This window comes from Micromonospora sp. WMMD723 (assembly GCF_049863385.1).
GTDB lineage: Bacteria > Actinomycetota > Actinomycetes > Mycobacteriales > Micromonosporaceae > Micromonospora > Micromonospora wenchangensis.
Genome location: NZ_JBMKNR010000001.1, coordinates 1,813,758 through 1,840,104, shown reverse-complemented (window position 1 = coordinate 1,840,104; position 26,347 = coordinate 1,813,758). Strand labels below are relative to the sequence as shown.

Sequence of the window (26,347 nt, the reverse complement as noted above, 5' to 3'; positions counted from 1 at the left end):
GCCACACCCGCCGAGCTGCAAGATCAGCCTGGAAAAGGCTCAGTGTGTTCCGCGGCGTGGTCGCCGAGCGACTTACCCAGCAGGGTCTGAGCATCGCTGAGCAGGCCGCGCGGTTGAACTGCACCGAGGAGCAGGCGCTGGACGCGATGGTGGACTTCGCGATGTGGTCGCACGCCGGCTACCTGCTTCCACCCGCCAAGCCGGCCGAGCCGCAGTGCCCGGCGTGGTGCGGCGGGGAGTGCCTTACCGAAGACGGCGTCCGCCTGCACGACCGACACGTGGCCATCGTGTACGGCCAGCACCACGAATGCGTCAACGACATCAAGGTCGCGACGGTCGACCTTCAGGCGTTCAACTCCCCCGACGGGTACGACGAGCCGCCCTCGGTGACGCTGGCTATCGACAACCCGGAACAGCGCCCCACCGACATGACCAAGCTCGACGGGATGAGCCACGACACGGTTCGGAACCTGGCCGCATCGCTGCTGTCGGGCTTCTGGGACCGCACCACGATCCGGCTCACCCCTCAGAAAGCGGCGAACCTCGGCGCGTCACTGATCGCCGCATCCCGCGCTGCCCACAACAACATCGCAGTCGAAGCCTGAACGCAGCGAGGATGTGAGCGGTCCGTTCGATCGAATATGTGCCTCGGACGTCACTCAGTGACGCAACCATCGCGATGGTACGCGACGTAACGGCGCCTGAGTGAGCTAGTGGCTGCCATAGTTGATAGTCAGGATTTCAACCACCCGGTGCGGCTCATCTTGCGGCCCAGTTACATAGTTGTCGTGATATCGATAGTCTGCGCGCGCCTTGCTTGTTAGTTCGTAGTGATGCACACGTGACCATCCATCACCAGCAGACTTGCCAGCACGGCCTCTGAGGATAGTGATCGAGGCGATAGCCGACTTTTCGTTCGGCATGCTCGCCAAATGGTCCCAGAACTGCTGAGCCTGCTGCAGGCCAACCTTGTCTGCAAGCTGGTCGTAGTGTCGCTTGTAACGCTTGTGGATTAGAACGCGGTAAGTCGGCTTTTCGCGTGGTTTGCCACCAGGTCGCTTGGCGGGTTGAGATGGATCGTATGCGCTTGAGCTCACTCTGTCCCGCCAGCGGCACCGCTCCCCACGGGTCGGGGAGCTTCCTCGAAATCTGCGTCGCTGCGGTCACCCAGCAGGATGCGTCGACGAAGAGGATCTTCGAGCTGACGAGCGGTGGTACGCCACGCGTTGACGCACTCGTCAAGTCCGCTGGGGTCTTGGTCGGCGTTCGCGAGTACTAAGGCCTCATGCAACTCACCTACAAACTCCGCTAGATCGTCAACGTCGAACGCGCGAAGCCATGCAAGATCACCGAGGTCGGTGATAGACGGCATCACGCCACGTCGAAGGAGTTCTTCTAATCTCAGATGAACGGCTGACCATCGAGCCATCGTTTCTAGCCAGACCAGGTGGCTCTCAGGGAGCATCACCAGGCTCGTCCCGTCTTTGTCTCGAAGACGTGCGCGGCCGGAACGTGCGGCGTCGAGGAACTCAACTCGTCTCTGGTTGGTCAGATCGCTGGCTTGGAAGATCGTTGACCCCATGATGCCTCCCTGTACTCAAGATAGTATGCACGATCCTGGGTGTCAACGCAGGTGAACCCCGAAGGCGATGGCTAAGTCACGGAGGGTTGTCCTCGGGCGTCCCGTACGGCAAAATCTGAGCGGGACTGACCGATTGGCAAGGGGCTCACAATCGACGACGAGGTTGATCGGCCGTTCGATGCTCGCCAGACGTGGATGAACGAGGAGCAAGACGGCCCAGTAGCTGGGTGGCGAACGGTTTCGTTGGTCACCTGCCTGAGGCAGGCACTGCTTGAGCGAGCTACCGGCGGCCGCCGGCCATCCGAAGCTCGCCACATGGATCCCGCCAGACTGGCCGAGGTTACCGATCAGTTGACCGCGCGTGGTGTCGATGGGGACGCGCTCGTGCGTTACGGGATAGTGTCCGAAGTGGCGCTTTGCATTCTAATTGATCTCGTGCTAGGCGAGCTCTTCCCCATTGACCGAAATTCACAGGAAATCAACGCGGACTGGCGGACAGTATTCCAGCTCGACCACCCCGCCGTCAAAGAGAAGATCAGAAAGTTCCCGAAGGACCCGGAAGCCGCATACGAATCGATCCGAGGGCTTCTTGCTGGCCATGGAGCGGGACCTGTCACGGTGGCTTTCGCGCGCGTGATCTGTTGGGCTACGAATGTGGCTAATCTCGAGTCTTTGCTCGCGTTGTCAGCTCCTTCGCAAGAAGTGGTAGCAGGTGTGCCCGTAACTGCTCCAGACGAAGAGATGATGAGAGCCTATCGATGGATCGTCGATCGGTTCTCAAGCACCTACTACTCGGAATGGGCTACGGAGTCATTGCATTCGGAGTGGCGTTGGCAGCGGGGGATCGGCGCACCGCCGTGCCCCGTCGATCTGACGGTCGAGCCGCCCATCCGTATGAATGCTCTTGAGCACCAGATAGCCTCGCGGGCCGTCCTAGACTCGCCTTCAGTCGCCTCGATTGCTGCCGCTCCACTCTCGCATCAGGTCGCGCCCCATGCCCGTGCACTGTTGAGTGAAGGGAAGGTCGAACAAGCTGCCGCATTGTTCGAGTTCGCTTGCAAGCAGGACCCGGAAAAATCCGGATCTCCGCAACAATCTCGGATTCTGTCTTATCCCTTCCGCGCCTCGGCTGGCGCTCGGCCATCTGGATGCGGCGCGCAGATTGGGCTACGCCCCAATTGCCATTAACGTGTATAACAAAATGTGTTGCTACGTCTCCATGGACCGCCCTGCGCTCGCCGTCAGGGAGTCGGACAAGCTTTTTGCTGATTTGGTTAGTGATGCGGCTGCGGTGCCAGCCATTGTGTGGTCAATAAGTAGTGATCGCGAACATGTTCTCACTAGGACTGATGACGTCCGAAATAACGCCCGTGCCCTCGCGACCTTCGCTCAAACGCTCCACGAAAAGCGTTTTTCTGATACGTCTAGCAGTGAAGAGGCTGCCGGAGAGTAATTGAATTAGTCTGCTTAATTGGTGACTACGGCACGGGGGTGTTCTAGGAGTCGTTGGCCACGACCGCCCCGAGCGGCGTTCGACGACCTGACCGACAAGTGGGGTGCGCGGTATCCGGCGTTGATCCGCCTGTGGGACAACGCCTGGTCGGAGCTCATCCTGTTCCTCGACTATAACCTAGAGATCCGCACAGTCATCTGCTCCACCAACGCGATCGAATCGCTTAACGCCCGCTACCGGCGAACAGTCAAGGCCCAGTTCCGGCAGAACCCGATGGGCGATGCGCTGGTAACCCTGCGGGTGCCGATAACCTCATCCGCGCTGGTCAAGCAGCATGCTCGTATTCGTGGAGGATGCCGCCCAGTCGATCATGTCGGCGGATGTGGAGACGCGCGAGGTTAGCCTGTTCGGTCATTGGGTCGGGTAGTGCTCGCAGGGGTCGGGCGTTGGCGATGCCTCGGTGCGGGCGGTGCTGATTGTGGTGGTGTTCGTACTCGCGTAGGGCGTGCAGCAGATGCGCCTGATTCCAGATCAACATCCGGTCGAGCAGTTCGTGGCGGCAGGATTGGATCCACCGTTCCATGATTGAGTTCATGCGAGGCATCCGTACCCCGGTGAGCATGGCCTCGATGCCGGCGTCTGCGAGGATCGTGTCGAACGGGGCCGGGTACTTGCCGTCACGGTCGCGGATCAGGTACTTGACGTGGCAGCCGGTGTCCTCTAGGTCCATGAACAGGTTCCGAGCCGTCTGGGTGACCCAGGTGGCGTTCGGATGGGGCGTGGCGCCGAGGATCCGGACCCTTCGGGTGGCGTGTTCGATCACCGCGAGGACGTAGAGGCGGGCGCCGGTCAGCGTCACGGTCTCGAAGAAGTCCGCAGCGATCAGGCTTTGGGCTTGGGAGCGCAGGAACGTTGCCTAGGTGATTGGTGTTAAACGATGGCTGCCACTGGTGTGGCGGCCATCGTTTTCTATCTATTTCGGGTAGTTTGCTGGTGTGGCGTTGGGTGTGGCTTCACAGCAGCTGGACCTGCTGGATCCGGTGAGCCGGTTCTGCGACGAGGCGTTACCAGCCAACTCGATCTTCACATTTCTACACGAGCATCGGGAGACGCTGTTCCCTGACGGGTTGTTCATCGACCTGTTCGCGGCGGTGGGTCGCCGGTCGGTGCCGCCGTCGGTGGTGGCCACGGTGATGGTGCTGCAGCGCCTGGAGGGGCTGTCGGACCGGGAGGCGGTGGACCGGTTCACGTTCGACGCCCGCTGGCGTTACGCCGCCGGGGTCGGCGGCTGGGACGGCGCGGGCCGGGTCGGGTTCGCCCACACTGTGCTGGTCGACATGCGCGAACGGCTGCGTCGCTCGGACCGTCCGGACCGTATCTTCCAGGTCGCGTTGGACGCCGCCCGGGCCGCCGGGCTGCTGGGTCGGCGGCGGGTCCTGGATTCCACGCCCCTGTATGACGCGGTCGCGACGATGGACACGATCACGCTGATCCGCTCAGCGATCCGGGGTCTGCTCGCCGCCACCGACGGTGACCTGGCCGAGCGGCTGCGGGCCGTGCTGTCGGGCGGTGACGACTACAGCAGCACCGGCAAGCCGGTCATCGACTGGGACGACAGAGGCGCCCGCGACGCCCTCGTCGACTCCCGCGCCCGCGACGGTTACGCCCTGCTCGCCGTCCTCGACGGGCTCACCGACCTGCCCGAACCGGTGGGTCAGGCGATGCGGCTGCTGGCCACCGTCCTCGGCCAGGACCTGGAGGCCGGCGAGGGCGGGACGCTGCGGATCGCCCGGAAGGTCGCCCCGGATCGGGTGATCTCCACCGTCGACCCGGAGGCTCGGCACGGGCACAAGACCAACCACCGCGGCTTCGACGGCTACAAGGGCCACATCGCTGTCGACCCGGACGTCGAGGTCATCACCGCGACCGCGGTGACCGCCGGCAACGCAGGCGACGTCGAACCGGTCGCCGGGCTCATCGCCGACCTCACCGACACGACCACCGCCACCGCCGACGACACCGCCGTCTACGGCGACGCGGCCTATGGCGCCGGCGAGGTCCTGCAACAGCTCGACACTGCGGGGATCGACATCAAGACCAAGGTCCAGCCACCCGTCGCCCCGACCGGCAAGTTCACCAAGGACCGCTTCGAGGTCAACCTCCGCGATGCCACGGTGACCTGCCCTAACGGCCTGACCGTTGCGATCCGGCCGGTCAAAGGCCACGCCCGCCACGCCGGCAAAGCCGACTTCGGCACCGCCTGCGCCACCTGCCCCCTGCGCGGGCAGTGCACCGACTCCAAGACCGGCTGCAGCATCACCATCGGCCACCACGAAGCCTGCCTCACCGCCGCCCGCACCCGTCAACAGCATCCCGCCTGGCAGGCCGACTACCGCGCCACCCGACCCAAAGTCGAACGCAAAATCGCTCACCTCATGCGCCGACGACATGGCGGACGACGCGCCCGCATGCGCGGCCGGCACCGCGTCGCCGCCGACTTCACCCTCCTCGCCGCCGCGGTCAACCTCGCCCGACTCGCCACCCTCGGCCTCACCCACACCCTCCACGGCTGGACCCTCAACCCCGCCTGAGGACCACTGGCCCCCGCTGACCCCACCCGGCAAACGCTCTGAAGGGCCTGCACCGCCGCCCCGGCACCGGTCTCAGCGCCCGAAGCCCCCGAACCAGCGCACCGAGCCGGCAGCAACGGCGGTCGCCCGGGACCCGGTCAACCGCCGTTTAACACCAGCTACCTAGGTGCTGTTCGTGCGTTCGGGTGCCGGGTCGACGCCGGCGTCGTGGAGAATCTCCCACACGGTGGACGCGGCGACCTTCACCCCGAGGACGAGCAGTTCGCCGTGGATACGCCGGTAGCCCCAGCCGCTGTTCTCTCAGGCCAGGCGCAGCACCAACGTCCGGATCGACCGAACCGTTCGCGGCCGACCGGCCCGCGGGGCCGGGACTGTCGGGCGTGCCGGCGGGCGATCAGATCGCGGTGCCAGTGGAGCACGGTCTCCGGGCGTACCAGCAGCCGCAGCTGGTGCAGAAGCGTTCGCGGTAGCGGGTGCAGCAGGGCCGTCAGCCAGGCCCGGTCGGCCGGGTTGAACCGGACCCGGTCGCCACCGAGTTGCCGTCCGAGGACCATGATCTGGTGACGCAAGGCGAGGATCTCGGCGTCCTTGTCGCGGTCGCTCATCGGTAACAGCCGCAGCAGCGCGAGGGCGTTGGTCACATCGAGATAGGCCAGTCGCAGCAACACAACCGATCATCCTCGCGGAACACTCTGCATCGAGCCTCACCGAGGTCCGGTCGCCGAAACCAGTCAGATTCCCCGCGCCCACGTCGGCAGTGGGACGGCTGTGAACAGGATGGATGAGGTTCTCGGCACCCGCAGCGTCGAGGTCAGAGTCGATGCGCCACTGCTCCGTTTGCCAGTAGCGCTTGCGGCGGGGCGGCTGGCATGGCCAGAGATAGGCTCCGGCGATTGCGATTCGGACTGGCCGGTTCGTGCTGGTGCTGGCCGCTGCCTGCTTCGGTCTACTCGGGCGCGGTGAGAACGCCGGAAGGCGCACGCGAAGCAGGGTCGACGGCGACCCAGCCCTCGCTCGTCTCCGCTCAGTCACCGGAACCTTCTGGATTGACGAGTGCAGGACAGGCTACAGGCTAGTGACCGCCGCTACGAACACGAGCATCGGCGACGTGGTAACGGTCCTGGGCACCAGCCCCGAGCTGATCCGGCTTCTAGCCAAAGACCCACGGGATTACCATTATGGCGCAACGGGATCCCACATTTCAGGCACGGATTCGTTCGGACCGGGGCTGCGGGCGGGTGTGGCCGTACCCAATCGTTGACGTCATGCTGATGGGGTGACGACCAACAGCGCAGCCGGGGGCCTACGGAGCGGGTTGGACTGGCGCAGCCGGTTGTCCATGCTTTTCCTCGCCCCGGCCGGCGGTATGAGCGTCAACCTCGTGAGCAACGATTTCGGCTACCCTGCCGTGGCCGCCGCGACCGTGGCCGGCGCGGTCCTGTGGGCCGCCGCCTCGCTCCGTCGGCTGCCTCCGCGTGCCCCGCTGGTCCGCTACACCGCTCGTGCCCTACTTGCCCTGGCCCTGCTCGCCGCGATCGTGGCCGCCTTCGGCCCAGCACCTTGGTCTGCCTACGCCACCTTGACCGCAGTTGTCTTGGCGGCCACCGCTGTCCTCACCGTCAACGCTGTCGATGCAGCTCTTGCCCTGCTGCTCAACGTAGCGCTCGTCGGCACGGGGGTGGCGGTCGTTGGCAGTGGCATCGCGAATCTGACCACCAGCATCCTGGGCGTAACCGTCATCCTGATGGGTGTAACTTTCACCCTGGTCGGTGCAGTGGCTCTTCTGGCTGGCATCTCTCTCGTCGGCACCGGGAGCCCGATCTTCACTGATAGAGAACTTGAGATCATCGGAAACGACATCGCGCTTCAGGCCGAGCTAACCAAGACCATCAAGTTTACGACCCTATGTGGGAAGGCGCTCACCCTCGGCGGGATGGTGATCATCGGCACCGGCATCGCCGAGGCCGCCCCCGACAACCGGTTCCTGGACAGCGCCATGACCACCGTCGTCGGGATGATGATCACCGGCACCGGCATCTCGTTGCAAACCAACAGCCGCCTCTTGGATAGCGTCATGATCATTGCTTTCGGAGTGGCGACCGCTGGCGGTGGCATCGCGAACCTGACTAGCAGCCACATCCTGGTCGGCGCGGGGAGAATCGGCGTCGGGGTGGCGGTGGCCGGCGGTGGCATCGCGGTGCTGATTCGCCACACCGATCTCACGACACGGCTGCGGGAGTGGCGCGCGACCCTGACGCAGGATCCGACGAGCAAGGAATCCGCAGCACAAAATCCGGGCCAGGAACAAGGGGCGTCCGACGCCCAGCCTCCATCGTGAAGGTGCCGTAGCCATACCGGCAGGTGGCCATTGCGCGGGTGTGTTCGTGGTTGCCGGTGGTGGCTACCGCTTGGGTCACGGCGGCGAGGGTCTGCGCCTGTTGGTTCGGGTCGGCGATGGGTCCGTCGGTGACCTCGATGGCGCCCAGCCGTGGTCAGCTCTGTATCGCGCCGGGCGGGGGCGTACGCCTCGGCGCCGCCCGGTAGCGGCGGATACCAAGACGTGAGCAGTACGTGCGGCATAGGCGCTCCTCAGCCGCCGCCGGTCGCCTCGATGAAGGCTCGCAACAAATAGGCCGGATTGTTCGCCACCCACATCGAGTGTGGGATTGTTGAAGGGCACGCCCGGTACTGCGGGCGCTCTGGTCCCACAACACCATCATCGGCGGCCTCCCCACCCTGGCCGCCGCCGCGATCAAACTCGCCACACCCCTCGAAACCCGATGCAGCCGCGATCGTAACCAGCAAAGCCACCACGACGGGCCTACAACCCGACGAACCTGCGCCGACGTAGGAGCGCAACTGCGGCCGGGACGGGGCGAGCCAGCCGTAGCAGGTGGAGACGGGGGCTCGCATCGTCGGGTGCCCGCGACAGCGACGCGAGAAGTGCCGCGCGGGATTTGCCTGTGGTCGGCACAGTGGTGTGGTGTCCGACGAAGTTCCCACGGTCTATGCCGACGAGTCCAGCAACTCCGGGGAGAATCTCCTCGATCCCTATCAGCCGGTGTTCGCCGTGGCCGCCGTGCATCTGAGCGTCGTCGATGCACAGGCGATGGTGCAGTCCGTGCTAGACGCGCTCCCCCCGCGACAGGGTGAGCCGAAGTACAGCGCGCTGGCGAAGAGCAGGCGGGGCCAAGCGGCGCTCATGTCGGTCCTCCCGAGGCTCAGAGAAGGCGAGGCGACCGCATTCGTTGCGCACAAGCGTTTCATGATCATCGCGAAGATGATCGACTATCTTGTGGTCGAGCTGCTCCGAGCGGACGGCTATGACATGCATGCGGACGGTTCTGCTGTCGGGATGGCGAACCTCGTGCACCTGACCGGCCCTGTGCTCGGTGACGAGCGTGCCTACGAGACGATGCTGGCGACTTTCGTCAACGCGATCCGGCCCAACCAGCCGGCCACCCCTGACGATCTGTTCGATGTGATCGAGGCATACCATCGGACAGTCCAGGAGGGCTGCGATACGCCTTCCAGTCTCCTGCTCGCTGCGCGTTGGCACGCACAAGATCTCTTCAATCTCATCGATGCTCGCAAGATTCGCGACATCCTCGATCCTGCGGTTCCATGCCTGATCGAGCTGTGTCGTCACGTCGGGGCGGCCATCGGCGAGTTCCACCTGGTGCACGACTCGTCGAAGACGATCAACCGGAACCTCCCGTTGCTGCTGTCGCTCGACCAGGTCCCAGCGGTCACGCCCGGCCTCCCGGCACAGGCGCTGCCGGTCATCGACATCACCTTCGCCGACAGCCGCACGACACCGCAGTTGATCATCGCCGACTGGGTGGCAGGTGCCGTCCGCCAGGTCGGACAAGCGCGGGCGACGGGCACCGACGAAGATTCGTTCGTTGCGCAGCTCGCCCCTCTCGCAGAGCGATGGACGGTCGACAGCGTATGGCCGAACAAGGATCTGATCACGACGCCGCGATGCATCTGATCCCGGTCGTCGCACCCATCCCCGCATCGAGGACTCACCCGCTGCCGGCCTGCACCTTTATCGAGTTGGCGCTGGATCTCCGCAGGTCCCGATCCGGCGAGGTAGCGGATCCCTTCCCGTTCAAGGCGAAGATCCGAGGCCCGGGGACTTGCCCCTCACCGATCTCAGAACCAGATCTGTCGAGGGCTGCGCCGCCGTAAGCCCGCTTCCACCCCCGGCTCGTCGATCAATGAGCGGCCAGCCAGACCGACAACGACCTGCAGGCCGACCGGCGAGTCGCCCAGGTAGACGACCTCGGAGAGGGTAAGGCCCATCGGAGCGTCGGTGTCCTGGTATCTCGCCCAGCCGGCGTCGTCCGTCTGGTGGTACCGCCCGGCGACTAGGTCGTCCTGAGACAGAGCCGAATGTGAGACAGAGCCCCAGATCTCGGTGCACCGGATCGCGTTCGCGGGTGTTAGCGGCCCGGCCGTCACCTGGGAGAATGGCGGTGCGGGTTTACCGGGCAATGTCGACAAAGGCCGTGGGACCGTGATGGAGTGACCGCTAGGTCGGCAGCGCGTTCGGTTGCCCGCCCAGCGCCTACCGACATCGCCCGCAGTGATCTCGTTGGGTCGGGCAGGCCGCCGCTGCGACACTGAGGTCCTCCATGTGACGCCGCTCATCTTGTTCTCCACGCCTGGCATTCGGTCCCAAAGGAGCCCTGCTCCGGATGATCTTGGCGGCAAGGTGAGGTGACCGGTGGGAGCGGGTCACGTCGGCGGGGAGCGAACTGGCTTAGGCTGCGGCACGGCGTCCAACCCCGGCAGTGCGAACCATTCCGACGAGACGGTGCGCCGTGCGAGGCGGAGCTTCCCCCGGCTCCTCAGAAGGATGCGGCGTACGGGCGCTCGGGCGTGTTGTCGAACGGTTCGAACAGGCTGGCGATCGTCTTGGCATGTAGCTTGCCGGGATTGGTCATCAGCATGGCGTAGTCGCTGTCCTGGAAGAGCGTGTCCAGGATGCCCTCCCAGTCGTAGTCGGCGGTGGATTCGGGTAGCTGCTCCAGGTCCTTGTCGAAGGCGCCGAGTTCGAGTTCGACGGTGGCGCGGTCGGTCATGAGGTGCAGGGCCATCTCCTCGGCGTTGGTACGGGGGTGGGGTTCAACGCCGTGGGCGAGGTCGGCGGCCAGGTCGAGGAACGCGATGCGGAACCGCTCCACCACGACGGGGGACAGATGCCGGAAGAACGGCGGGAACGCCTCCCAGCCGTCCGGGTCCTCCAACGCCGCCGTGACCTCGTCGCTGAGGATCTCCGCAGCGATGTGCAGCAGCAGCGCGGTCCGCGGAGTGATCACCGGGGGCATGCAGGTGTCGCACTCGCCGCTGTCGCAGGCCGCGCAGTCGAGGCATCCATCGGCGCAGGTCGTGCAGGTGTCGCATCCACCCGTCGGGCAGCCGGTGACCGAGAAGCTGGCGAATCCTGCGGTCGCTCGGCGTCGCAGGTGCACAGCCAGGGCATGAGGGTTGGTATCGAGGGCATCGACGATCGAGGTGACCGCAGCGCGGACCGGGCCTGGCTCGGCGTTGAGCGCGGCCAGCAACCGGTCCCGGGTCAGCTCGGGCGGGTGCCCGACAGTCAACAGGTTCAACAGATCCGCGACGGTGTCGGCCCGCTCCGGAGTGGGGAACGTGGCCAGGGCCTCCACCGTTTCCCCGCCGCCGTGGTCAACGATGGCGAACACCCGGTGGGTACTGGCGGTGTGCTGCGGCAGGAAGCCGTGATAGATCGTCCTCATCTGGGAGTCCTTCTCATGGGTGGGCCCACTCAACGGGCGGGCTCCGCGAGGGAGAGAGCATGACGGGGCTGCACGTCGCGGTACGTCCACAACGCCGGTGCCCAAGAAGATTCGCGGCTGCCTGCCAGGGTGCGACCCTGACCGCGTGGCCAGATACCTGACTATCAGAGTTAGACCTACCAGGCAAGCTCGATCTTCAACAGAACGCCGCTGCGCCCCTCGCTGGATCCGACTTCCCAGCATGGCGAAGGGGTGGCCGTCGCACCCCGCCCTGGTCGGGGTGATCGGGGGTGCTCCGTGGGTGCTCGGACGTCGGGGAACTGGCCCGGACGGACTGGACTGAGCCGGATTCTCGACTCTACTTCTGAGTGAAATACATGCTGATGAACGCCGCACTAATCTCGCACCTGCAATAACGCATTCGGATCGGGGTGGACGGGGCTGGACTTAACTGGAAGGATCTACGGATCAGAAGGTTAGGGGTTCGAGTCCCTTCGGGCGCACACGTTCTACCAGGCAATATTCATGATTGCCGCTGCTTTCGGGTCGGTGTGGGTCGCATGTGGGTCACGTCTGTGACCCACATGTCGGGCCTGGTGGGGCTGTGTTGACCTGGGCTTACGGGGTTGATGCGCAGCGGATTCGCGGAGGGATGATGCGGATCCGCCTCTTTGTCTGGGCACCATGTCCACTCGGTTGATGATCATGGTGTGCCTGCTGTCTAGCCTGTCCGGGTGTCTTGGGGGATGGGTGGCTAGGGCCAACGAGGCGGGCCTGGTTTATCGGCGGTGCGGCTGTCGGTGCGAGCAGACCGGTCGCCAGTTGGGTGTGCGGTGCGAGCGTCTCGCTGAGTTCGACCACGGCCGTTGGTACTTCGCGGTGCAGTTGACGGGTGTTGACGATCGGCGTGTCCGGGTGCGTCGCGGTGGTTTCGCCAGCAGGGCGGAGGCCGAGCGGGCCTGTTGGGCGTTGCGGCAGGTGCCGGGGCACGAGGCGGCCGGGATGTGGACGCTGAGGCGTTGGCTGGAGTTCTGGTTGTCGGAGAACGAGGGGCGGCTGCGTCTCTCGACCATTGTCAACTACTGCGGCCTGGTGAACGACTACCTCATCCCGCAGCTGGGTCACGTCCGGATGCGGAGGTTGCGTACCCGGGATGCGCAGCGGGCGATGGACCGGATCTCGCACCGCCACGTCCGGGGTGGACGGCTGATTTCTTCGGGCACGCTGAACGGTATTCGTGCGGTGCTGCGCAGCGCGCTGTCGGCGGCGCGGCGGCAGGGGGTGATCGACCGGAATCCCGGTCGGGGGCTGCGGCTGCCGAACGGGGCGCGCCCGCGGGCGGTGGTGTGGGACGCGGAGCGGGAGAAGGCGTGGAACGACACGGGGGTGCGGCCTCGGGTGGCGGTGTGGGGGCTGCATCAGGTCGGTCGGTTCCTGGAGTCGGTGCAGGGCGATCCGTTGTTCGCGTTGTGGTGGCTGGTGGCGTTGCGGGGGCCGCGCCGGGGTGAGATCGCCGGGTTGCGGTGGGAGGACATCAACCTGGCCGATGGTGAGTTGACCATCCGGGAGCAGGTGGTCGTGGTGCGTGGGGTGGAGCGGTTGGGTCCGCCGAAGTCGGCGGCCGGGGTGCGGACCTTGGCGTTGGACGAGTTCAGTGTGCGGTTGCTGACGGATCTGTGGCATCGGCAACGCCGACGGTTCGGTCGGGTGGACCCGAAGCAGCGGGTGTTCCTGCACGAGGATGGGCGGCCGGTGCGTCCGGACTGGCTGACCCGCCGTTTCGCGAAGCTGGTCAAGGATGTGGATCTGCCGCCGGTGCGGCTGCACGACCTGCGGCACGGCGCCGCGGGGATCGCCTCGGCCGCCGGGGTGGACCTGAAGCAGATCCAGGAGGACATGGGCCACCACACCCCGCTGACGACAATCGAGACCTACATCTGCGTGTTCCAGCAGATGGCCAAGAAGGCGGTACGGGCGTCGGCCGAGCTCCTCCTACAGCATGTGCGGGTCAGGGCGTCTCTGGCGGGGGCCTACCAAGCCTGATCTTCGAGGCGGGGCGCTTCGGATAGCGGCCTGCCCGGGAGCAGGGGAAGCGTTCCTGTCCCAGGGCAGGCCGTCCGGTGAGCGAGGGGTGGTCAGCGAGTTCCGTGTGTTCGGGGGCCGTCGGGCTCCGGCTGCATGGTGGCGTTGTCTTCGGCTCTTGGTGGCATCTGCTGGCTTCGCTCGGAGATCGGCTCCGTCGTCGCGGTTGTTGGCGGGCGTCGCTTCCCGTGATCGCGACGCCTGGCGGGCGGACGCATCTCGGCGCCCGGGTTGCCGGCTTTGAGGACGAGGCGGGCGGTGGCTTCGGCGGCTTTGTGTTGGGTGGCGGGCAGGCTGGTGGTGTAGGTGTCGGCGGTGATCCGGATCGTGGCGTGGCCGAGCTGGTGTTGGATGGTCTTGAGGTCGGCTCCGGCGGTATGGGCGAGGGTGGCGGCGCCGTGGCGAAGGTCGTGCAGCCGGATCGGGGGTAGCCCGGCCCGGTCGACCAGGAGGCGCAGACGTTGGGTGAGGTAGCCGGGGTGCACGGGTAGCCCGTCGGGGCTGGTGAACACGTAGCCGCTGTCGTGGCAGACCTTCCCGCCGCCGGTTCGGCGGGTGCGGTGGTGGCGTTGCCGTTCGGCGTGCCGGCGCAGTATCCGTGCGGTGTGCCGGTCGAGGGCGATGGTGCGGCGGCTGGTCGCGGACTTGGGTGGGCCTTCGTAGACGTCGTAGCCGGCGGTGGTGCGTTGCCGCACGATCGATAGTTGGCGGGCGTGGAGGTCGATCTCGGTCCAGCGCAGGCCGGCGGCTTCGCCGCGGCGCAGGCCGCGTAGGGCGATCAGCCACCACAGGGCGAACAGGTTGTCGTCGCGGACGTAGTCGAGGAACGCGGCGAGCTGGACCGGTGTCCAGACCGCGACCGACGGCCGCTCACCGGTGGCTTCCCATTCAGCGACCCTGTTCTCGGTCCACAACCGCGCCAGAGGACGCTCCTGGACGGGTAGCTCCACCCGCCGGGCGGGGTTGTCCACGATGAGGCCCTCCCGGATGGCGGCGTTGAGCGCGGCCCGCAACGTGGTGTGGACGTGCTGCAGCGTGCACGGCGTCTGCGGCTGGCCAGACCGATTGCGGGTGGCGGCGATCTGCGTGAACGCCGCGTTGAGCTGCCGGGAGGTCAGCTCACCGAGGATCAGGTGCCCGACGTGGGGGACGAGGAAACGCTCGACGTCGCGTGTGTAGTGCATCCTGGTCGTGGGCCGGATCCGGGTCCTGGTCGACAGCCAGTACCGCAACCACCGGGTGACCGTCCACGACCGTCCGGTCTGCTGCTCGCGAGACAGGATGAGGAGTTCGTCGCGGGCCTTCCGCGCGGCGGCCTCCGACGCGTACCCGCCCCGGCGTACCCACTCGGCCTGTCCGAGCAGATTCCTGGTGGAGCAGTGGAAGTACCAACTTCCATGATCGAGCTCCGGCAGCCTCGGGCAGCTCTTGCCCAACGTCCGCCTGGTGGCCGGGTCCAGGCAGCCGCACCGCTTCACGACAGCACCGTGGCTCTTCATCGCTTTCTCCCTTTCTCGGTGGTGGTCACACCCTCACCCAGGGAGATTGGGTGCAAATCGGTTTCCGTACTGGTTCACGATTTCCATCGACTACGAGCCGGTCGACGCGCGAAAGAGCCTTCAATTCAGTTCGTGAGTCGGGATTCGACCTTGGGTCCCAAGACCGGCCAGGGGACGCACCGGCAAGCTGCGCACGAGGACCGTTCAGCGAGCCCATGGACGCGATCTGCCACCAGGCACGTGGCTGCGCGGGTCTGGCATTGGCTGCGGGGGTGGACCTGAAAATGATTCAGCTCAGTATGGGCGACGCCAGCCCGGTCACCACCGCCGAGACCTCCATCCACGTGTTCAGGAAGATGGCCAGGGAGGCGGTGCGAGCCAGCGCCGCGTTGTTGCTGTCGCACGCGAAGATCCGCACGTCGTTGGAGGGTGCTCTCAGGCGCGGCTCTGGCGAGCATCGTTGCCACGGTCGATCCCGGCTGCCGGGTAGCACAGTCTCGTCTGAGAAAGCCGTGGCGTCGCGGTGAGCGCCGTCGACGGGCTTTGCTGGAGATCGATATCCTGCGGCACGATCCGCGTCTGGACGGCCCCGGCCGGTCAGACCCGGCGGGCGAGGTGTTGATGCGGGCCGCTTCGCCTACTACCGGGTGCTGGTCGGCGGAGCCCGGGTGCGGCTGGAGTCCGCTGTCGGCCTGCTGCGCAACCTTGCGGTCACCGGTGCTGGTGGGCTGGAGGTGGCTCAAGAGCAGCGGGCCGTGGCGGTCACCGCCGCCGAGCAGTTCGGCGACCTGGAGCTGACCGCGCGGGTGATCGGTGCCTACGACGTACCGGCGCTCTGGCCCCGCGCCGACAACCCCGAGCAGGCCGCCGGCATCGTCGCCGCTGCGGAACGCGCCCTGGCGGTCCTCACTCCGGACGGCCCCGGTCCGGCCCGGGCCCGGCTGCTGGCCACCATCGCGCTCGAGTCGCGCGGCACGCGGGACCCCCGGCCGCGCGAGTGCGCCCGGCAGCATCCGGATCCGCTCCGCTTTGTGACGCTCGCCGACTTCGTCGCCGAGGCCGGGCAGGGCGGCAAACCCGTGCCGACGGCACCAACCCGGGGGCGGTGCCGAATCGCGTCCGCTTGCTCTCTGTCAAGCTGCCACGTTGATGCGTCTGTGGCACCGGCGAGGAGTGCTCGGTAGACGATGTCGAGGGCCCCGAGTTACCCGTTCGGACGGAAGGGCGGCACCTTGAACCAGATGTAGCAGATGTTCGTGGTCTGGTCGGTGTAACCGTTCTGCGTGTGCGAGTCGTGCTCGAAACTGCCTACCGGGGCGAAGCCCCAGGCCCGTCGCGCGTTGCTGTACATGCCGTTCAACAGGGCGGTGCCCGGTACTGGGCTGCCGAAGCACCGGAAGACCCGGCCCATGCTCTCGTACCGCGAGGTGGGCGGGTTCGGGTCCTGGGAGTAGTAGTAGCTGATGTCCCGGGTGCCGCCGCCGCAGTTGTTCCGGCAGACGAAGCCGTAGACGTCAACGAGGCCGGCCACCTGGGCGTTCGGCGGGTAGGCTCCACCGATCGCCGGCTGCTGCTCGAAACCGGCCTGCGGGTTCGGGTCGAGCGACAGCATCCGGGCGTCCTGGCCGCTGACCTTGAACCGCTGCAGGTGCACGGCGGCGGTGTCCTGATAGTTGATCTTCACCTGGGTGCCGGGGACGGCCGCGGCCGTACCGGCGGCCGGGTCCTGGCTCTTCACCACGTCCACGTCCCAGGTCACCTCCTCCGGGTTGGGCGCACAGCCGAAGCCGAGCGACGTCAACCGCTCGCACGCCGCGGCCGACGCCAGCCCGTTCACGTCCGGCACGGTGACCCGGTCCTTGCCGAGATAGGTCACCGTGACCTGCGTCCGGTTGGCGACCTGGCTGGACGCCTCGGGACTCTGCCCGATCACCTTGCCCATCTCCGCCGGCGTCGCGGCGATCCCGCCCTCGACCGGTGCACAGGTCAGCCCGGCGTTCTGGATCGCCTGACACGCCTGGTCGACGAAGCTGCCGAGGACGGGCGGCACCACCGTCGGGCCGCAGACGAAGACGGTCACCTGGGTCCTGGGGTGCACCCGGGAACCGGGCTCCGGCACCGAGGCCAGCGCCCGACCGGTTTCACATCCGGGGTCGTTGCGGGTGGTCGGCACGCACCGCAGGTCCGCCGCGGTCAGATCGGCGCAGGCCGTGGCCTGATCCTTGCCGGCCACCTGCGGCACCTCGACCAACTGTGGCGTCCGCGCCGGCCGGGGACGGGGACTGGCCGACCGGGTCGGTCGAGGGCTCGTGATTGGGCTGGGCAGCGCGGCCGACGTGGTCGGACGGACAGTCGGCGCGGTGGTCCGCGGGGGAGTGGTGCGCGGCGCGGTCGGCGCCGGGTCGTCGGCCACGCCGTCGCCCCGACCCTTGTCCACCTCGTGCAGCTCGTCCCGGTCGAAGACCAGCATCCGCCGGGCGTACGGGTCGTTGACCCAGACCCGCCCGTCGCGGTACGTCACCTCGAACCGACCGGTGCCGGGGACCTGCACAGCACGCCGCTGCCGCAGCGTGCCCAACTCCAGGACGATCACCTGGCGCTGCCGGTGGTCCGGTACGTAGATCCGGTCCCCGGTCACCACGGGCCGGCCGTAGTCCCGGATGCCCCGCCGCCCGGAGAGCCTGGCCTCGTACTGCGTGCCGGTCCTGAAGTCGATCACCGAAATGGTGTCTTCGGGTTGGTGCAGGGTCACCAGCACCGGGAGCGGCGCACCCGGCTCGGCGACCCGGACCGCACCGGCGTCGACGCGCTTGTCCAAGTCTACCGTGCGATCGCCCCGCGAGCCGTCACCGATGATCCGGGCCGAGCCGCCGGTGCCCCGGACAGCCTGGTAGACGACCGGCCGGTCACCGGCGAGCGTGAGCCGGACGGCACCCTCCGGCGCCGATACGACCGACTCGTCCCGCACCCCGTCGCCGTCGATCCGATAGAGCCTGCCGGCGATCTGGGAGAGCGCCCAGGCCGTCCCATGGCTGTCGACGACGGCGTCGTCGACCCTGGCGGGAAGCCTCACCGGTCGGGAGCTGTTGCCGTCGAGCAGGGCCAGCGTGCCGTCGACCGGGTTCAGCAGATAGGCCTGCTCGCCACCGGTGACGAGCTGGCGGGTGCCCTCCCGGCCGTCCGCCGCCGTCCGCGTGCCCGGGGCGGGTGACGGCGGGCTGGACGGCTGGTCGCCGGTGCCCGTGGCGGGCCGGCCGGAGGTGCCGGCCGACGGCGTCGCGCCGGCCGACGGCGGCTGGCCGCCATGGGGCGCCTGGTCGACCCGGGTCGGCCGCATGTCGTCGGTCAGCATCCGCCAGGTCTCACCGGTCTCGTTGTTGACCATGTAGACCCGCTCCGGGCCGACCTGGACCACCTCCAGCCGCTGCCGGCCGGTGGCCAGGGCGCGGGCGGACCGGGCGTCGGCCTCGCCGCTCTCGGCGTTGACCCGCACGACGGTCTGGCCCTTCTGGACGTAGGTGCTGGCGTCGCCGAGCACCGCCTCCGAGGACCGGTAGCCGATCCCGAACGTGGTCACCAGCACCGTCGCCAGCACGCCGACCACGAGTCCGACCTGGGTGAGCCGCTCACGGTGCCGCCTGAGCATGACTACCTCCGTTGCGCACTGTTACGGTAGAGTCACCGTGCCCGGCTCCTCCGCTGGACGAGCGTAGGACATCCGGGGGGCCATTGGCAGCGCCGAGGATTGGGAAGGACTACCCGGCATCTTGACCGATCTGACCGTCACCTTCGACAACACCGTGCACATCGGCCGGCCGACCGAGATCGTCACGTTCGGGCGAGCCGCCGACTGCACGGTCTGTCTCGACCCGGAGGACATCTCGGTGTCCCGGCGGGCTGGCGCGTTCGAGTTCGTCCACGATGGTTGGCGGTTGACCAACCGTTCCACCAGCCGACCGTTGTCGGTGATCGACGAGCGCGGTCTACGGAAGGTTCTCGGGCCAGGGCAGCGGTTGCCGGTCGAAGAGCCGATCTGGGTGCTCGTCGAGGGCACCCGCAGCCACCGGATCCGGGTGGACGTGCCGATCAGTCATCCGCAGCCGGAGCAGACGCTCTCCCCCGGCCTGCCGACCGTCGTCGGGGAGAAGGTACTGGTCACCGCCGCCGAGCGGCGGACCATGGCGGCCCTGTTCGTCGAGTACCTGCGGGATCCGCCGGAGGCCGTGCCCAAACCAAGGAGCTACCAGGCCGCCGCCGCCCGGCTCGGTGAGAAGAGGTCGACCGTCCTGAGGCGGATCGAGTACCTCCGTGCCCGGCTCACCGCCGCCGGCGCACCGAGCCTTACCGGCCACAACGCCCTGGAGAACCTCGCCGAGTATGCGCTGTCCCGTCGGCTGGTGACCAAGGACGACCTGCGGCAGTAGCGCCGTCGAGAGGGACGACAGCCACGATCCCGCAACGGTGAGGGCTTCCGGTTCCGGGGCGTACCGGGCCTGACCTAGGGTCTGATCCGTAAATCCACATCGGACCGTCGGGACCGAACCGGGTTCGACGGACAGGCGGCGGTGCAGATGGCGAACGACGGCGGGACCGGACCCCGGGCGGCCTCCTGGCGGGGTGCGACTCCGCTGCCCCGGGCCGCCGCCCGAGGCTACCTGCGTCACCTCGAACTGCTCCGGTCCCTGCCCAACGAGGGTGGGATCGCCCCGGTGCAGGACGGCGGCGTCGACCCGGACGGTCACCCGTGGCTGCGTTTTCCCGACCACCCGACGACGGTGGCCGACTTGTTGAGCAGTGGAGCACTGCCCGCCCCGACCGCAGGTGTCGCCGTCGGGGCCGCCGCCCGAGCGCTGACCACCCTGCACGGCGTCGGGCTGGTCGCCGGCGTGGTCAGCCCCGCCCGGCTACTCTCCGATCCCGCCGGCGTCGTCCGGCTGGCACCGCCACCACCGGTGCACCTGGTGGAGCCGGATCCCGCCTACAGCGCACCCGAGGTCCTGCTCGGCGAGGACCCGACCGAGGCGAGCGACCGGTACGCCCTAGCGGCTACCGCGTACGCGCTGCTGGCCGGGGAGCCGCCGTTCGGCACCGGCCAGCCGGCGGTGCTGCGGGCGCTCACCACGGCCCCGCCCCGGCTGCACCGGCCAGACGTGCCGCCGGAGGTGACCGACGTGCTGGTGCGAGGGCTCGACCGGGATCCGGCGTGCCGGCCGACGGTCGAGCAGATCGGTGACCTGGTGGCCGGTAACGGCCGGCCGACCCGGCCGGGGGGCGTGGACACGAGGGAGTCGTCAACGGCCGGCGCGCAGCCACCGGTGGGGACGCCGGTGGCCGATCCCCGGGAACTGGCCACCCTGCACCCGGACCCCACCGGCACCCCGCTGGGCAGCAACTACCTCTACGACGAGGAGATCGGCAGCGGCGCCTCCGGTGTGGTCTGGCGCGGCCGACGGATCAGCGACGGGCAGCCGGTCGCGATCAAGATCCTGCGCCGCGAGTTGGTCGGCCACCAGGACGCGTTGGTCCGGTTCCTGCGCCAGCGCACCGTGCTGCCCGCGCTGACGCACCCGCACCTGGTGCGGGTGCACGACCTGGTCGCCGAGGGCGACGTGGTCGCGATCGTGATGGACCTGGTGCTCGGCGAGCACCTCCGGCAAGCGGCGGCGTACGCCGGGCTGACCCGGTCGGAGACCCTGGCCGTGCTGGCCCAGGTCGCCGGGGCGCTCGCCGCGGTGCACGCGGTCGGGGTGGTGCACCGCGACGTGAAGCCGGAGAACGTGGTGCTCCGCCACGACGGCGACCGGTTGCACGCCTACCTCACCGATCTCGGGCTGGCGAAGCTGCTGGACGGCCCGCAGCTCACCAGCGAGAGCGTCGTCGTCGGTACGCCGAGCTACCTCGCGCCGGAGATCCATACCGGGCACCCCGCGCTGCCGGCCAGTGACGTCTACGCCCTCGGGGTGACCCTCTACGAGCTGCTGGCCGGCCAGCGGCCGATCCGGGGCTCGGGTGCCGCGGCGTTGCAGCTCGCCCACCTGGAACAGGAGCCGGCCCGGCCGGCCGGGCTGCCCGACCCGCTCTGGGACCTGCTACGGGCCTGCCTCGCCAAGGATCCGGCGGCCCGACCGGCCGCCGCCACGGTGGCGGATCGGCTCACCTGCCTCGCTGCGGGGGACGCCGCGGCCGGCCGGCCCGGCGGCGGCGCGACGCTTCCGCCTGCGGTCGCCCCCGTCCCGGCCGCAGGCGACCGCTCACCTGCGGACGGCGGCCCGAGCGGTGACGGCCGGTCCGGCGCGGGCGGCGGGGTGGCCGGGTTGTCGGGGTACGGCACTGAAGCACGGGACGCCGCCGGGACCGGTGAGGCGACCCGCAGCACAGTGCGCCCACTGGCGGACTCGCCGCCACCGCCGCCGCCCGCCCGGCGTCGCCGCTGGATACCGCTGACCATCGCGGCGGTCGTCTGCGCACTGGTCGCCGGTGGCGTCGGGCTGGCGCTCGGCGACCGCGGCAGTCCGACATCGACGCCGACTCCGACGGCCACCGAGCAGGCGCAGCCGGTGCTTTACCGGCTGCCGGTGACAGCCACGAGCGCCCGTGTCGGCACGGTGCGGCTGACCTTCCCCGACGGCACCGCGCTGCCGGGCTTCCAGTACTACCTCGTCTACCGCGACGGCACGCCGATCGAGGACTTCACCCCGGACACCTCGCCGCCGTACCTGGTCGCCACCGCCGACCACCGCACCCGGCACTGCTACGAGATCGCCGCCCTGCTGGACACGGCAGAGCCCCCACTTCCCCTGAAGACCACGCCCGCCTGCCAGGCCGCGAACGGAAGGCCCGACCAGTGAACCCGCGCACCGATCCGACGACCAACCCGTCCCGCCCCAGCTCCGACCCGGCTGACTACTTCGCGGCCACCTTCCGGGCGTTGCAGCAGAACATGGAGTACGCCCTGCAGGGCAAGTCGGCCGTGGTCCGGCTCGCACTGACCTGTCTCTTCGCCGGCGGTCACCTGCTCGTCGAGGACGTCCCCGGGGTGGGCAAGACCACCCTGGCCAAGGGCATCGCCAACTCACTGGAGGCGAGCTGGCACCGCATCCAGTTCACCCCGGACCTGCTGCCCAGCGACATCACCGGCACCTCGGTCTACGACCAGAGCGACGGCCGGTTCACCTTCCGGCCCGGCCCGGTCTTCGCCCACCTCGTCCTCGCCGACGAGATCAACCGGGCCTCGCCGAAGACCCAGTCGGCCCTGCTGGAGGTGATGGAGGAACACCAGGTGACCGAGAACGGCACCACCCACCCGGTGCCCCGGCCGTTCCTGGTGATCGCCACCCAGAACCCGATCGACCTGGAAGGCACGTACCGCCTGCCGGAGGCGCAGCTCGACCGGTTCCTGCTGCGCATCGCTGTCGGCTATCCGGACCTGGACGCCGAGACCGCGATCCTCACCGGCCGGGCCACCCGGGCGCTGCCGGAGCTGGCCCGGGTGTCCACCCTGGAGCAGGTGTCCTGGATGATCCAGTACGCCGGCACGATCCACGTCGCACCCACGATTGCCCGGTACATCGCCGAGTTGGTGCACGCCACCCGGTCCCGCGAGGACTTGCGGCTCGGTGCCAGCCCGCGTGGCAGCCTGGCGTTGATGCGGGCCGCCCAGGCGTGGGCGGGCTGCGAGGGGCGCGGGTACGTGACCCCGGACGACGTGAAGGCGCTCGCCGAGCCGGTGTTGGCCCACCGGCTGCTGCTCGACCCCGACGCCGAGCTGCGCGGCGTACGCCCGCAGCAGGTGCTCGCCGAAGTGCTGCGCGCGGTCCCAGTGCCGGCCGCCGCCGGAGTGTCGTGAGGGTGCTCACCGGGTCGGGCTGGGCGGTGCTCCTGGGTGCCGTCGCGCTGACCGTCGCCGGCCTGGCGCTCGGCTACCCCACCCTGACTGGGGTGGGGGTGGCCGGGGCGGTCGCGCTCGCCTGCGCGCTGGCGGCGATCCTGATCCGACCCCGGATCAGCGTCACCCGGACCATCACCCCGCACCGGGTGACCGTCGGCGAGCCGGCGCTGATCCGCCTCGACGTGCACAACCTGAACCGCTTCCTGGCCCCCCGCTTCGACGCCGTCGAGCAGTTCGACGCGGCGCCGCTGCGAGTCCGGGTCGCCCCGCTCGCCGGCCGGCAACGCCGCGCGCTGCACCTGCCGGTCCCCACCGCCCGCCGCGGGCTGGTCCGGCTCGGCCCGGTGGTGGTCGAACGGTACGACCTGCTCGGCCTGGCCCGGCGGGCCCAGCCGATCTCCGGGCAGGCGTGGCTGTGGATCCGCCCCCGGGTGCATCCGGTGCCGGCGGTCCCGCGCGGGGTCGTCCTCGACTTCGAGGGTCGGCTCACCGACCAGTCGGCGCGGGGCTCCACGGCGTTCGCGGCGCTGCGCGAGTACCAGCCTGGCGACGACCCCCGGCACATCCACTGGCGGTCCTCCGCGCGACGCGGCACGCTCCTGGTCCGTGAGCATGTGGACACCACCGAGCCCACCACCACCGTCCTGCTCGACACCCGGGGCAACGTCCTGACGCCGGCGGGTTTCGAGGTCGCCGTGGAGGTCGCCGCCTCGGTCGCCGCCGCCTCGACCCGGGGTGGGCACGAGGTCAGCCTGGTCGCCGTCGGCGAGGATCGCCAGGCGGTGCGGGAGGCGGGCGGGTACGACGTCCTCGACCGGCTCGCCGCCCTCAAACGCAGCCGCCCCGACGGCAACGACGTGCTGGTCCGGCTGGCCGAGCGGGCCCGGCCGGGCGGCACCCTGGTCGTGGTATCCGGCGCGGAGCAGGGCTTGGTGGCCCGCCTGGCGCCACTGCGGCGCCGGTTCAGTCAGGTCGTCGTGGTGCAGCTCGACGCCGACCGGGCGGACCCGGGTGACGCCGGACCGGACCGGGCCGGGACGGCCGGCGGCGACGGGCCCACCCCGGTGCCCACGGTCACCCGCCGGGCGGGTCTGGCCGTCGTGCGCGCCACCCATGTCGATGGCGCCATCAGGGCCTGGTCCCGGGTGGTCGGTGGAGGAACGGCATGCTGAACCGCCCCGATGAAGCACGCCACGCACGCGACGACGCCGGCCCGGCGGCACGCGGCAGCCGGCCGGACCGGTGGCAGCTCGCCCGGGCGCTGGTGGGGGTCGGGTTGGCGGCCACCGCCGTCCCGGCCTTCGCACCGGCCTTCGGCGTCGGCCCCGGCGGCGCGCTCACCGACTGGCGGTACGGGCCCGTCCTGCTCAGCGCGATAGGACTGGTCACCGCCTCCACCCTGCTCCTCGCTGCGGGTACCCGACTCGCGCCGGTGAACCGGTTGGCCGTGACGCTCGGCGTGCTGGTGGGTTTCGTGCTGCTGGTCGTCGCCCCCGGATCGGCGATCGTGCGGGCCACCCGGCAACTGCTCAGCGCGGCGCTGCCGCTGGAGCCGACCGGTCCGGAGTTCGCCGTCGTCACGCTGGTCGTCGGGGCGGCCACCCTGGGCGCCGTGGAACCGGCGCTACGCCGGCGAGCCGCCCTGCTGCCCCTGGTCGCCCCGTTGCTCGCGGTGACCGCCGGCTTGTCCGTCTCCGCGCCGGCCGGCCCGCCACCGGGCTGGCTCGCCCCGGCCGTCGCGGTCGGTGCCGCCGGGCTGCTCGTCCTCGGTCGGCTCGGCGCGGGAGGGCTCGCCGGGTCGCACCCCGGCCCACCGCCGGCGGGGGGTGCCGGCGGGGAGCAGCCGGCCGCCCCGGCGAGCCGTGCGCCGTACCAGCGGCTGGTTGGTGTGCTGACCGCCGTCGGCCTGACCGGGCTGGTCGTCGTCGCCGGTGGCGTCGGTGCGGAACTGCTCGCCCCGGCGGGTCGAACCGCACCGGCCGAGGCCCGGCAGTTCGTCACCGAGCCGGTCGAGCCCCGGACGTCGACCAGCCCGTTGGCCCTGTTTCCCGCCCTGCTCAGCGGCAAGCGTCCGTTCTCGGTCACCGTCACGTCGAGCCAGCCGCCGCAGCGGCTGCGGTACGTGACCCTGGAGAGTTTCGACGGCACCCTCTGGAGCACCGGGGCCCGGTACCGGCACGCCGGGACGCGGTTCCCGCCGGGGCCCGCCGCCGGCCCGGCGGAACACCGCACCGAGCTGATCCGCGTCAACCGGCCCGAGGTGGTCGGCTGGCTGCTGTCCAGCGGTCGCCCCACCGGGGTCTCGGTCGCCGGCCTTGCCGTCGACGAGGCCAGCGGCGACGTGGTGGTGCCCGCCGGCCAGCCGGTGCCGGCGCAGTACCGGATCGACAGCGTCGTCGGCGTCGTCGACGAGGAGCGCAGGCGGGTCTCCGTCCCGGCCGCCGGACCGGCCGCGTCGGCCTTCGCCGCCCCGGAGGATCTGCGCACCTGGGCCCGCCAGGTGGCCGGGGGAGAGCGCAGCTACGCGGCGCTGGTTCGGCTGGCGGGGCACTTCGCGGACTACCGGCTGGAGACCGCCGAGCCCCCCGGTGGGCACGGTCTCTACCAGATCCGCGAGCTGCGTCGCACCAGGGTCGGCACCGCCGAGCAGTACGCCAGCGCCTTCGCCGTGCTGGCCCGGATCCTGGGCTACGACGTACGGGTGGTGGTCGGGTTCCGCCCCCGGCCCACCGGCGAGGCGGGCCGTTACCGGGCGGAGGGCCGCGACGTCCACGCCTGGGCGGAGGTCCGCTTCGACGGGGTGGGCTGGCTGGACTTCGATCCCACCCCGACCCGCACGGTCGAGACCGAGGGCGCCGACGAACCCACCCCAGAGCAGCCCGAGCGTCGCCCGTCCGCCGAGCCCACCCCCGGTGCCGGCGCTGCGCGGACCGCTGATCCCCCCGCCGCCGGGGCCACCGACGCGCGCCCCGGCGGGGGTGACACGCCCTGGCCGGTCGAGGTCTCCGTCCTGGTCGGTGTGGTGCTGCTGGTCGGCGCGGCGGTACCCGTCGCCAAGAGCATCCGTCGGCGCCGTCGACGCGGCGCCGTCGACCCGGGCCGGCGGGCGCTGGGTGCCTGGCGGGAGACGGTGGAACGGCTGCTCGACGGTGGTGTCGCGGTCACCCGGTCGCAGACCGTCGGTGAGGTGGTCGGTACGGTCCAGGGCCGGTTCGACGAGTCGGTGGCCCACGCCGTACGGCGGCTCGGCGGGCTGCACGAGGAGGCGGCCTTCGCGCCCGGCGGGATCAACCCGTCCGCCGCCGACCTGGCCTGGACCCAGGCGGACCTGATCCGGGCCGCGGTGCTGCGGCAGCTACCGCCGCTGGCCCGGCTGCGCGCGCTGCTGAACCCGCGCAGCCTCGGCTCGACCCCGCGCTGAACAGCCCGCCGGCCACCCGTGGGCAACGGGTGGCCGGCGGCGGCGCGAACTGCGAAGCGCGGA

Annotated in this window: 20 protein-coding genes and 1 pseudogene; 13 read left to right on the top strand and 8 right to left on the bottom strand. The window is 69.3% G+C overall.

The genetic code is table 11. The features are described from left to right. Positions 1 to 56 precede the first annotated feature (56 nt). Positions 57 to 605, top strand: a complete 549-nt coding sequence (locus ACN261_RS08215) for a hypothetical protein (RefSeq protein WP_425849327.1) — start codon at positions 57 to 59, stop codon at positions 603 to 605. Between the two features lie 488 nt (positions 606 to 1,093). Here the strand turns inward: ACN261_RS08215 and ACN261_RS08210 are convergent, their stop codons facing one another. Further along, positions 1,094 to 1,582 carry a hypothetical protein gene (locus ACN261_RS08210; RefSeq protein WP_425849325.1) on the bottom strand — a complete coding sequence of 163 codons (489 nt, stop codon included), beginning with the start codon at positions 1,580 to 1,582 and terminating at the stop codon, positions 1,094 to 1,096. Positions 1,583 to 1,897: 315 nt separating this feature from the next. Between ACN261_RS08210 and ACN261_RS08205 the strand changes: the two genes are divergently transcribed. Both ACN261_RS08205 and ACN261_RS08200 read left to right on the top strand, forming a co-directional pair. After that, on the top strand, positions 1,898 to 2,770 hold the full coding sequence (locus ACN261_RS08205; RefSeq protein ID WP_425849322.1) for a hypothetical protein: 873 nt from the start codon (positions 1,898 to 1,900) through the stop codon (positions 2,768 to 2,770). A 337-nt stretch (positions 2,771 to 3,107) separates the two neighbouring features. Continuing rightward, positions 3,108 to 3,293: pseudogene (locus tag ACN261_RS08200) on the top strand (transposase); the annotation flags it as partial. A gap of 67 nt (positions 3,294 to 3,360) precedes the next feature. Here ACN261_RS08200 and ACN261_RS08195 read toward each other — a convergent pair. Continuing rightward, positions 3,361 to 3,894, bottom strand: coding sequence for an integrase core domain-containing protein (locus ACN261_RS08195; protein ID WP_425849319.1), 534 nt, complete (start codon positions 3,892 to 3,894; stop codon positions 3,361 to 3,363). Between the two features lie 148 nt (positions 3,895 to 4,042). On the opposite strand from ACN261_RS08195, the gene ACN261_RS08190 reads away from it, so the two are divergent. Then, entirely contained in the window at positions 4,043 to 5,626 is a 1,584-nt protein-coding gene (locus ACN261_RS08190; RefSeq protein ID WP_425849316.1) for an IS1182 family transposase, read from the top strand. Positions 5,627 to 5,868: 242 nt separating this feature from the next. On the opposite strand, the gene ACN261_RS08185 is transcribed toward ACN261_RS08190, so the two are convergent. Beyond that, positions 5,869 to 6,294, bottom strand: coding sequence for a hypothetical protein (locus ACN261_RS08185; RefSeq protein WP_425849315.1), 426 nt, complete (start codon positions 6,292 to 6,294; stop codon positions 5,869 to 5,871). A gap of 647 nt (positions 6,295 to 6,941) precedes the next feature. Here ACN261_RS08185 and ACN261_RS08180 point away from each other — a divergent pair. Beyond that, positions 6,942 to 7,964, top strand: coding sequence for a hypothetical protein (locus ACN261_RS08180; RefSeq protein ID WP_425849313.1), 1,023 nt, complete (start codon positions 6,942 to 6,944; stop codon positions 7,962 to 7,964). 251 nt (positions 7,965 to 8,215) lie between these two features. On the opposite strand, the gene ACN261_RS08175 is transcribed toward ACN261_RS08180, so the two are convergent. Further along, positions 8,216 to 8,437 carry a hypothetical protein gene (locus ACN261_RS08175; RefSeq protein WP_425849311.1) on the bottom strand — a complete coding sequence of 74 codons (222 nt, stop codon included), beginning with the start codon at positions 8,435 to 8,437 and terminating at the stop codon, positions 8,216 to 8,218. 172 nt (positions 8,438 to 8,609) lie between these two features. Here ACN261_RS08175 and ACN261_RS08170 point away from each other — a divergent pair, with 172 nt between their 5' ends. Next, a complete protein-coding gene (locus tag ACN261_RS08170; RefSeq protein WP_425849309.1) occupies positions 8,610 to 9,620 on the top strand; it encodes a DUF3800 domain-containing protein in 1,011 nt (336 codons plus the stop codon). Positions 9,621 to 10,482: 862 nt separating this feature from the next. Here the strand turns inward: ACN261_RS08170 and ACN261_RS08165 are convergent. Then, the gene (locus tag ACN261_RS08165; RefSeq protein WP_425849307.1) at positions 10,483 to 11,394 is read right to left on the bottom strand and encodes a hypothetical protein; all 912 of its coding nucleotides are present in this window, start codon (positions 11,392 to 11,394) and stop codon (positions 10,483 to 10,485) included. Between the two features lie 699 nt (positions 11,395 to 12,093). Between ACN261_RS08165 and ACN261_RS08160 the strand changes: the two genes are divergently transcribed. Further along, positions 12,094 to 13,437 (top strand): tyrosine-type recombinase/integrase, encoded by a 1,344-nt coding sequence (locus tag ACN261_RS08160; RefSeq protein ID WP_425849305.1) that lies wholly within the window; start codon positions 12,094 to 12,096, stop codon positions 13,435 to 13,437. 92 nt (positions 13,438 to 13,529) lie between these two features. Here the strand turns inward: ACN261_RS08160 and ACN261_RS08155 are convergent, their stop codons facing one another. After that, positions 13,530 to 14,975: a tyrosine-type recombinase/integrase gene (locus tag ACN261_RS08155; protein ID WP_425849303.1), complete on the bottom strand. Its 1,446-nt coding sequence runs from the start codon at positions 14,973 to 14,975 to the stop codon at positions 13,530 to 13,532. Between the two features lie 289 nt (positions 14,976 to 15,264). Beyond that, a complete protein-coding gene (locus ACN261_RS08150; RefSeq protein WP_421484688.1) occupies positions 15,265 to 15,393 on the bottom strand; it encodes a hypothetical protein in 129 nt (42 codons plus the stop codon). Positions 15,394 to 15,643: 250 nt separating this feature from the next. Between ACN261_RS08150 and ACN261_RS08145 the strand changes: the two genes are divergently transcribed. Continuing rightward, on the top strand, positions 15,644 to 16,159 hold the full coding sequence (locus ACN261_RS08145) for a hypothetical protein (RefSeq protein WP_425849300.1): 516 nt from the start codon (positions 15,644 to 15,646) through the stop codon (positions 16,157 to 16,159). A 20-nt stretch (positions 16,160 to 16,179) separates the two neighbouring features. Here ACN261_RS08145 and ACN261_RS08140 read toward each other — a convergent pair whose 3' ends face one another. Further along, positions 16,180 to 18,621, bottom strand: a complete 2,442-nt coding sequence (locus ACN261_RS08140; protein ID WP_425849297.1) for a PASTA domain-containing protein — start codon at positions 18,619 to 18,621, stop codon at positions 16,180 to 16,182. 121 nt (positions 18,622 to 18,742) lie between these two features. Between ACN261_RS08140 and ACN261_RS08135 the strand changes: the two genes are divergently transcribed. The 5 genes from ACN261_RS08135 to ACN261_RS08115 all read left to right on the top strand — a co-directional run bounded on the left by ACN261_RS08135 (position 18,743) and on the right by ACN261_RS08115 (position 26,284). Continuing rightward, complete coding sequence (locus ACN261_RS08135; RefSeq protein WP_421484685.1) at positions 18,743 to 19,399, top strand: hypothetical protein; 657 nt, start codon at positions 18,743 to 18,745, stop codon at positions 19,397 to 19,399. A 147-nt stretch (positions 19,400 to 19,546) separates the two neighbouring features. Next, on the top strand, positions 19,547 to 21,823 hold the full coding sequence (locus ACN261_RS08130) for a protein kinase domain-containing protein (protein WP_421486949.1): 2,277 nt from the start codon (positions 19,547 to 19,549) through the stop codon (positions 21,821 to 21,823). Beyond that, positions 21,820 to 22,821 (top strand): AAA family ATPase, encoded by a 1,002-nt coding sequence (locus ACN261_RS08125; RefSeq protein WP_421484684.1) that lies wholly within the window; start codon positions 21,820 to 21,822, stop codon positions 22,819 to 22,821. Before ACN261_RS08130 ends, ACN261_RS08125 begins: the two co-directional genes overlap by 4 nt. Beyond that, complete coding sequence (locus ACN261_RS08120) at positions 22,818 to 24,035, top strand: DUF58 domain-containing protein (RefSeq protein ID WP_421484683.1); 1,218 nt, start codon at positions 22,818 to 22,820, stop codon at positions 24,033 to 24,035. The genes ACN261_RS08125 and ACN261_RS08120 overlap by 4 nt, the downstream gene beginning before the upstream one ends. Further along, positions 24,029 to 26,284 carry a transglutaminase-like domain-containing protein gene (locus ACN261_RS08115; RefSeq protein ID WP_421484682.1) on the top strand — a complete coding sequence of 752 codons (2,256 nt, stop codon included), beginning with the start codon at positions 24,029 to 24,031 and terminating at the stop codon, positions 26,282 to 26,284. Before ACN261_RS08120 ends, ACN261_RS08115 begins: the two co-directional genes overlap by 7 nt. Positions 26,285 to 26,347 lie beyond the last annotated feature (63 nt).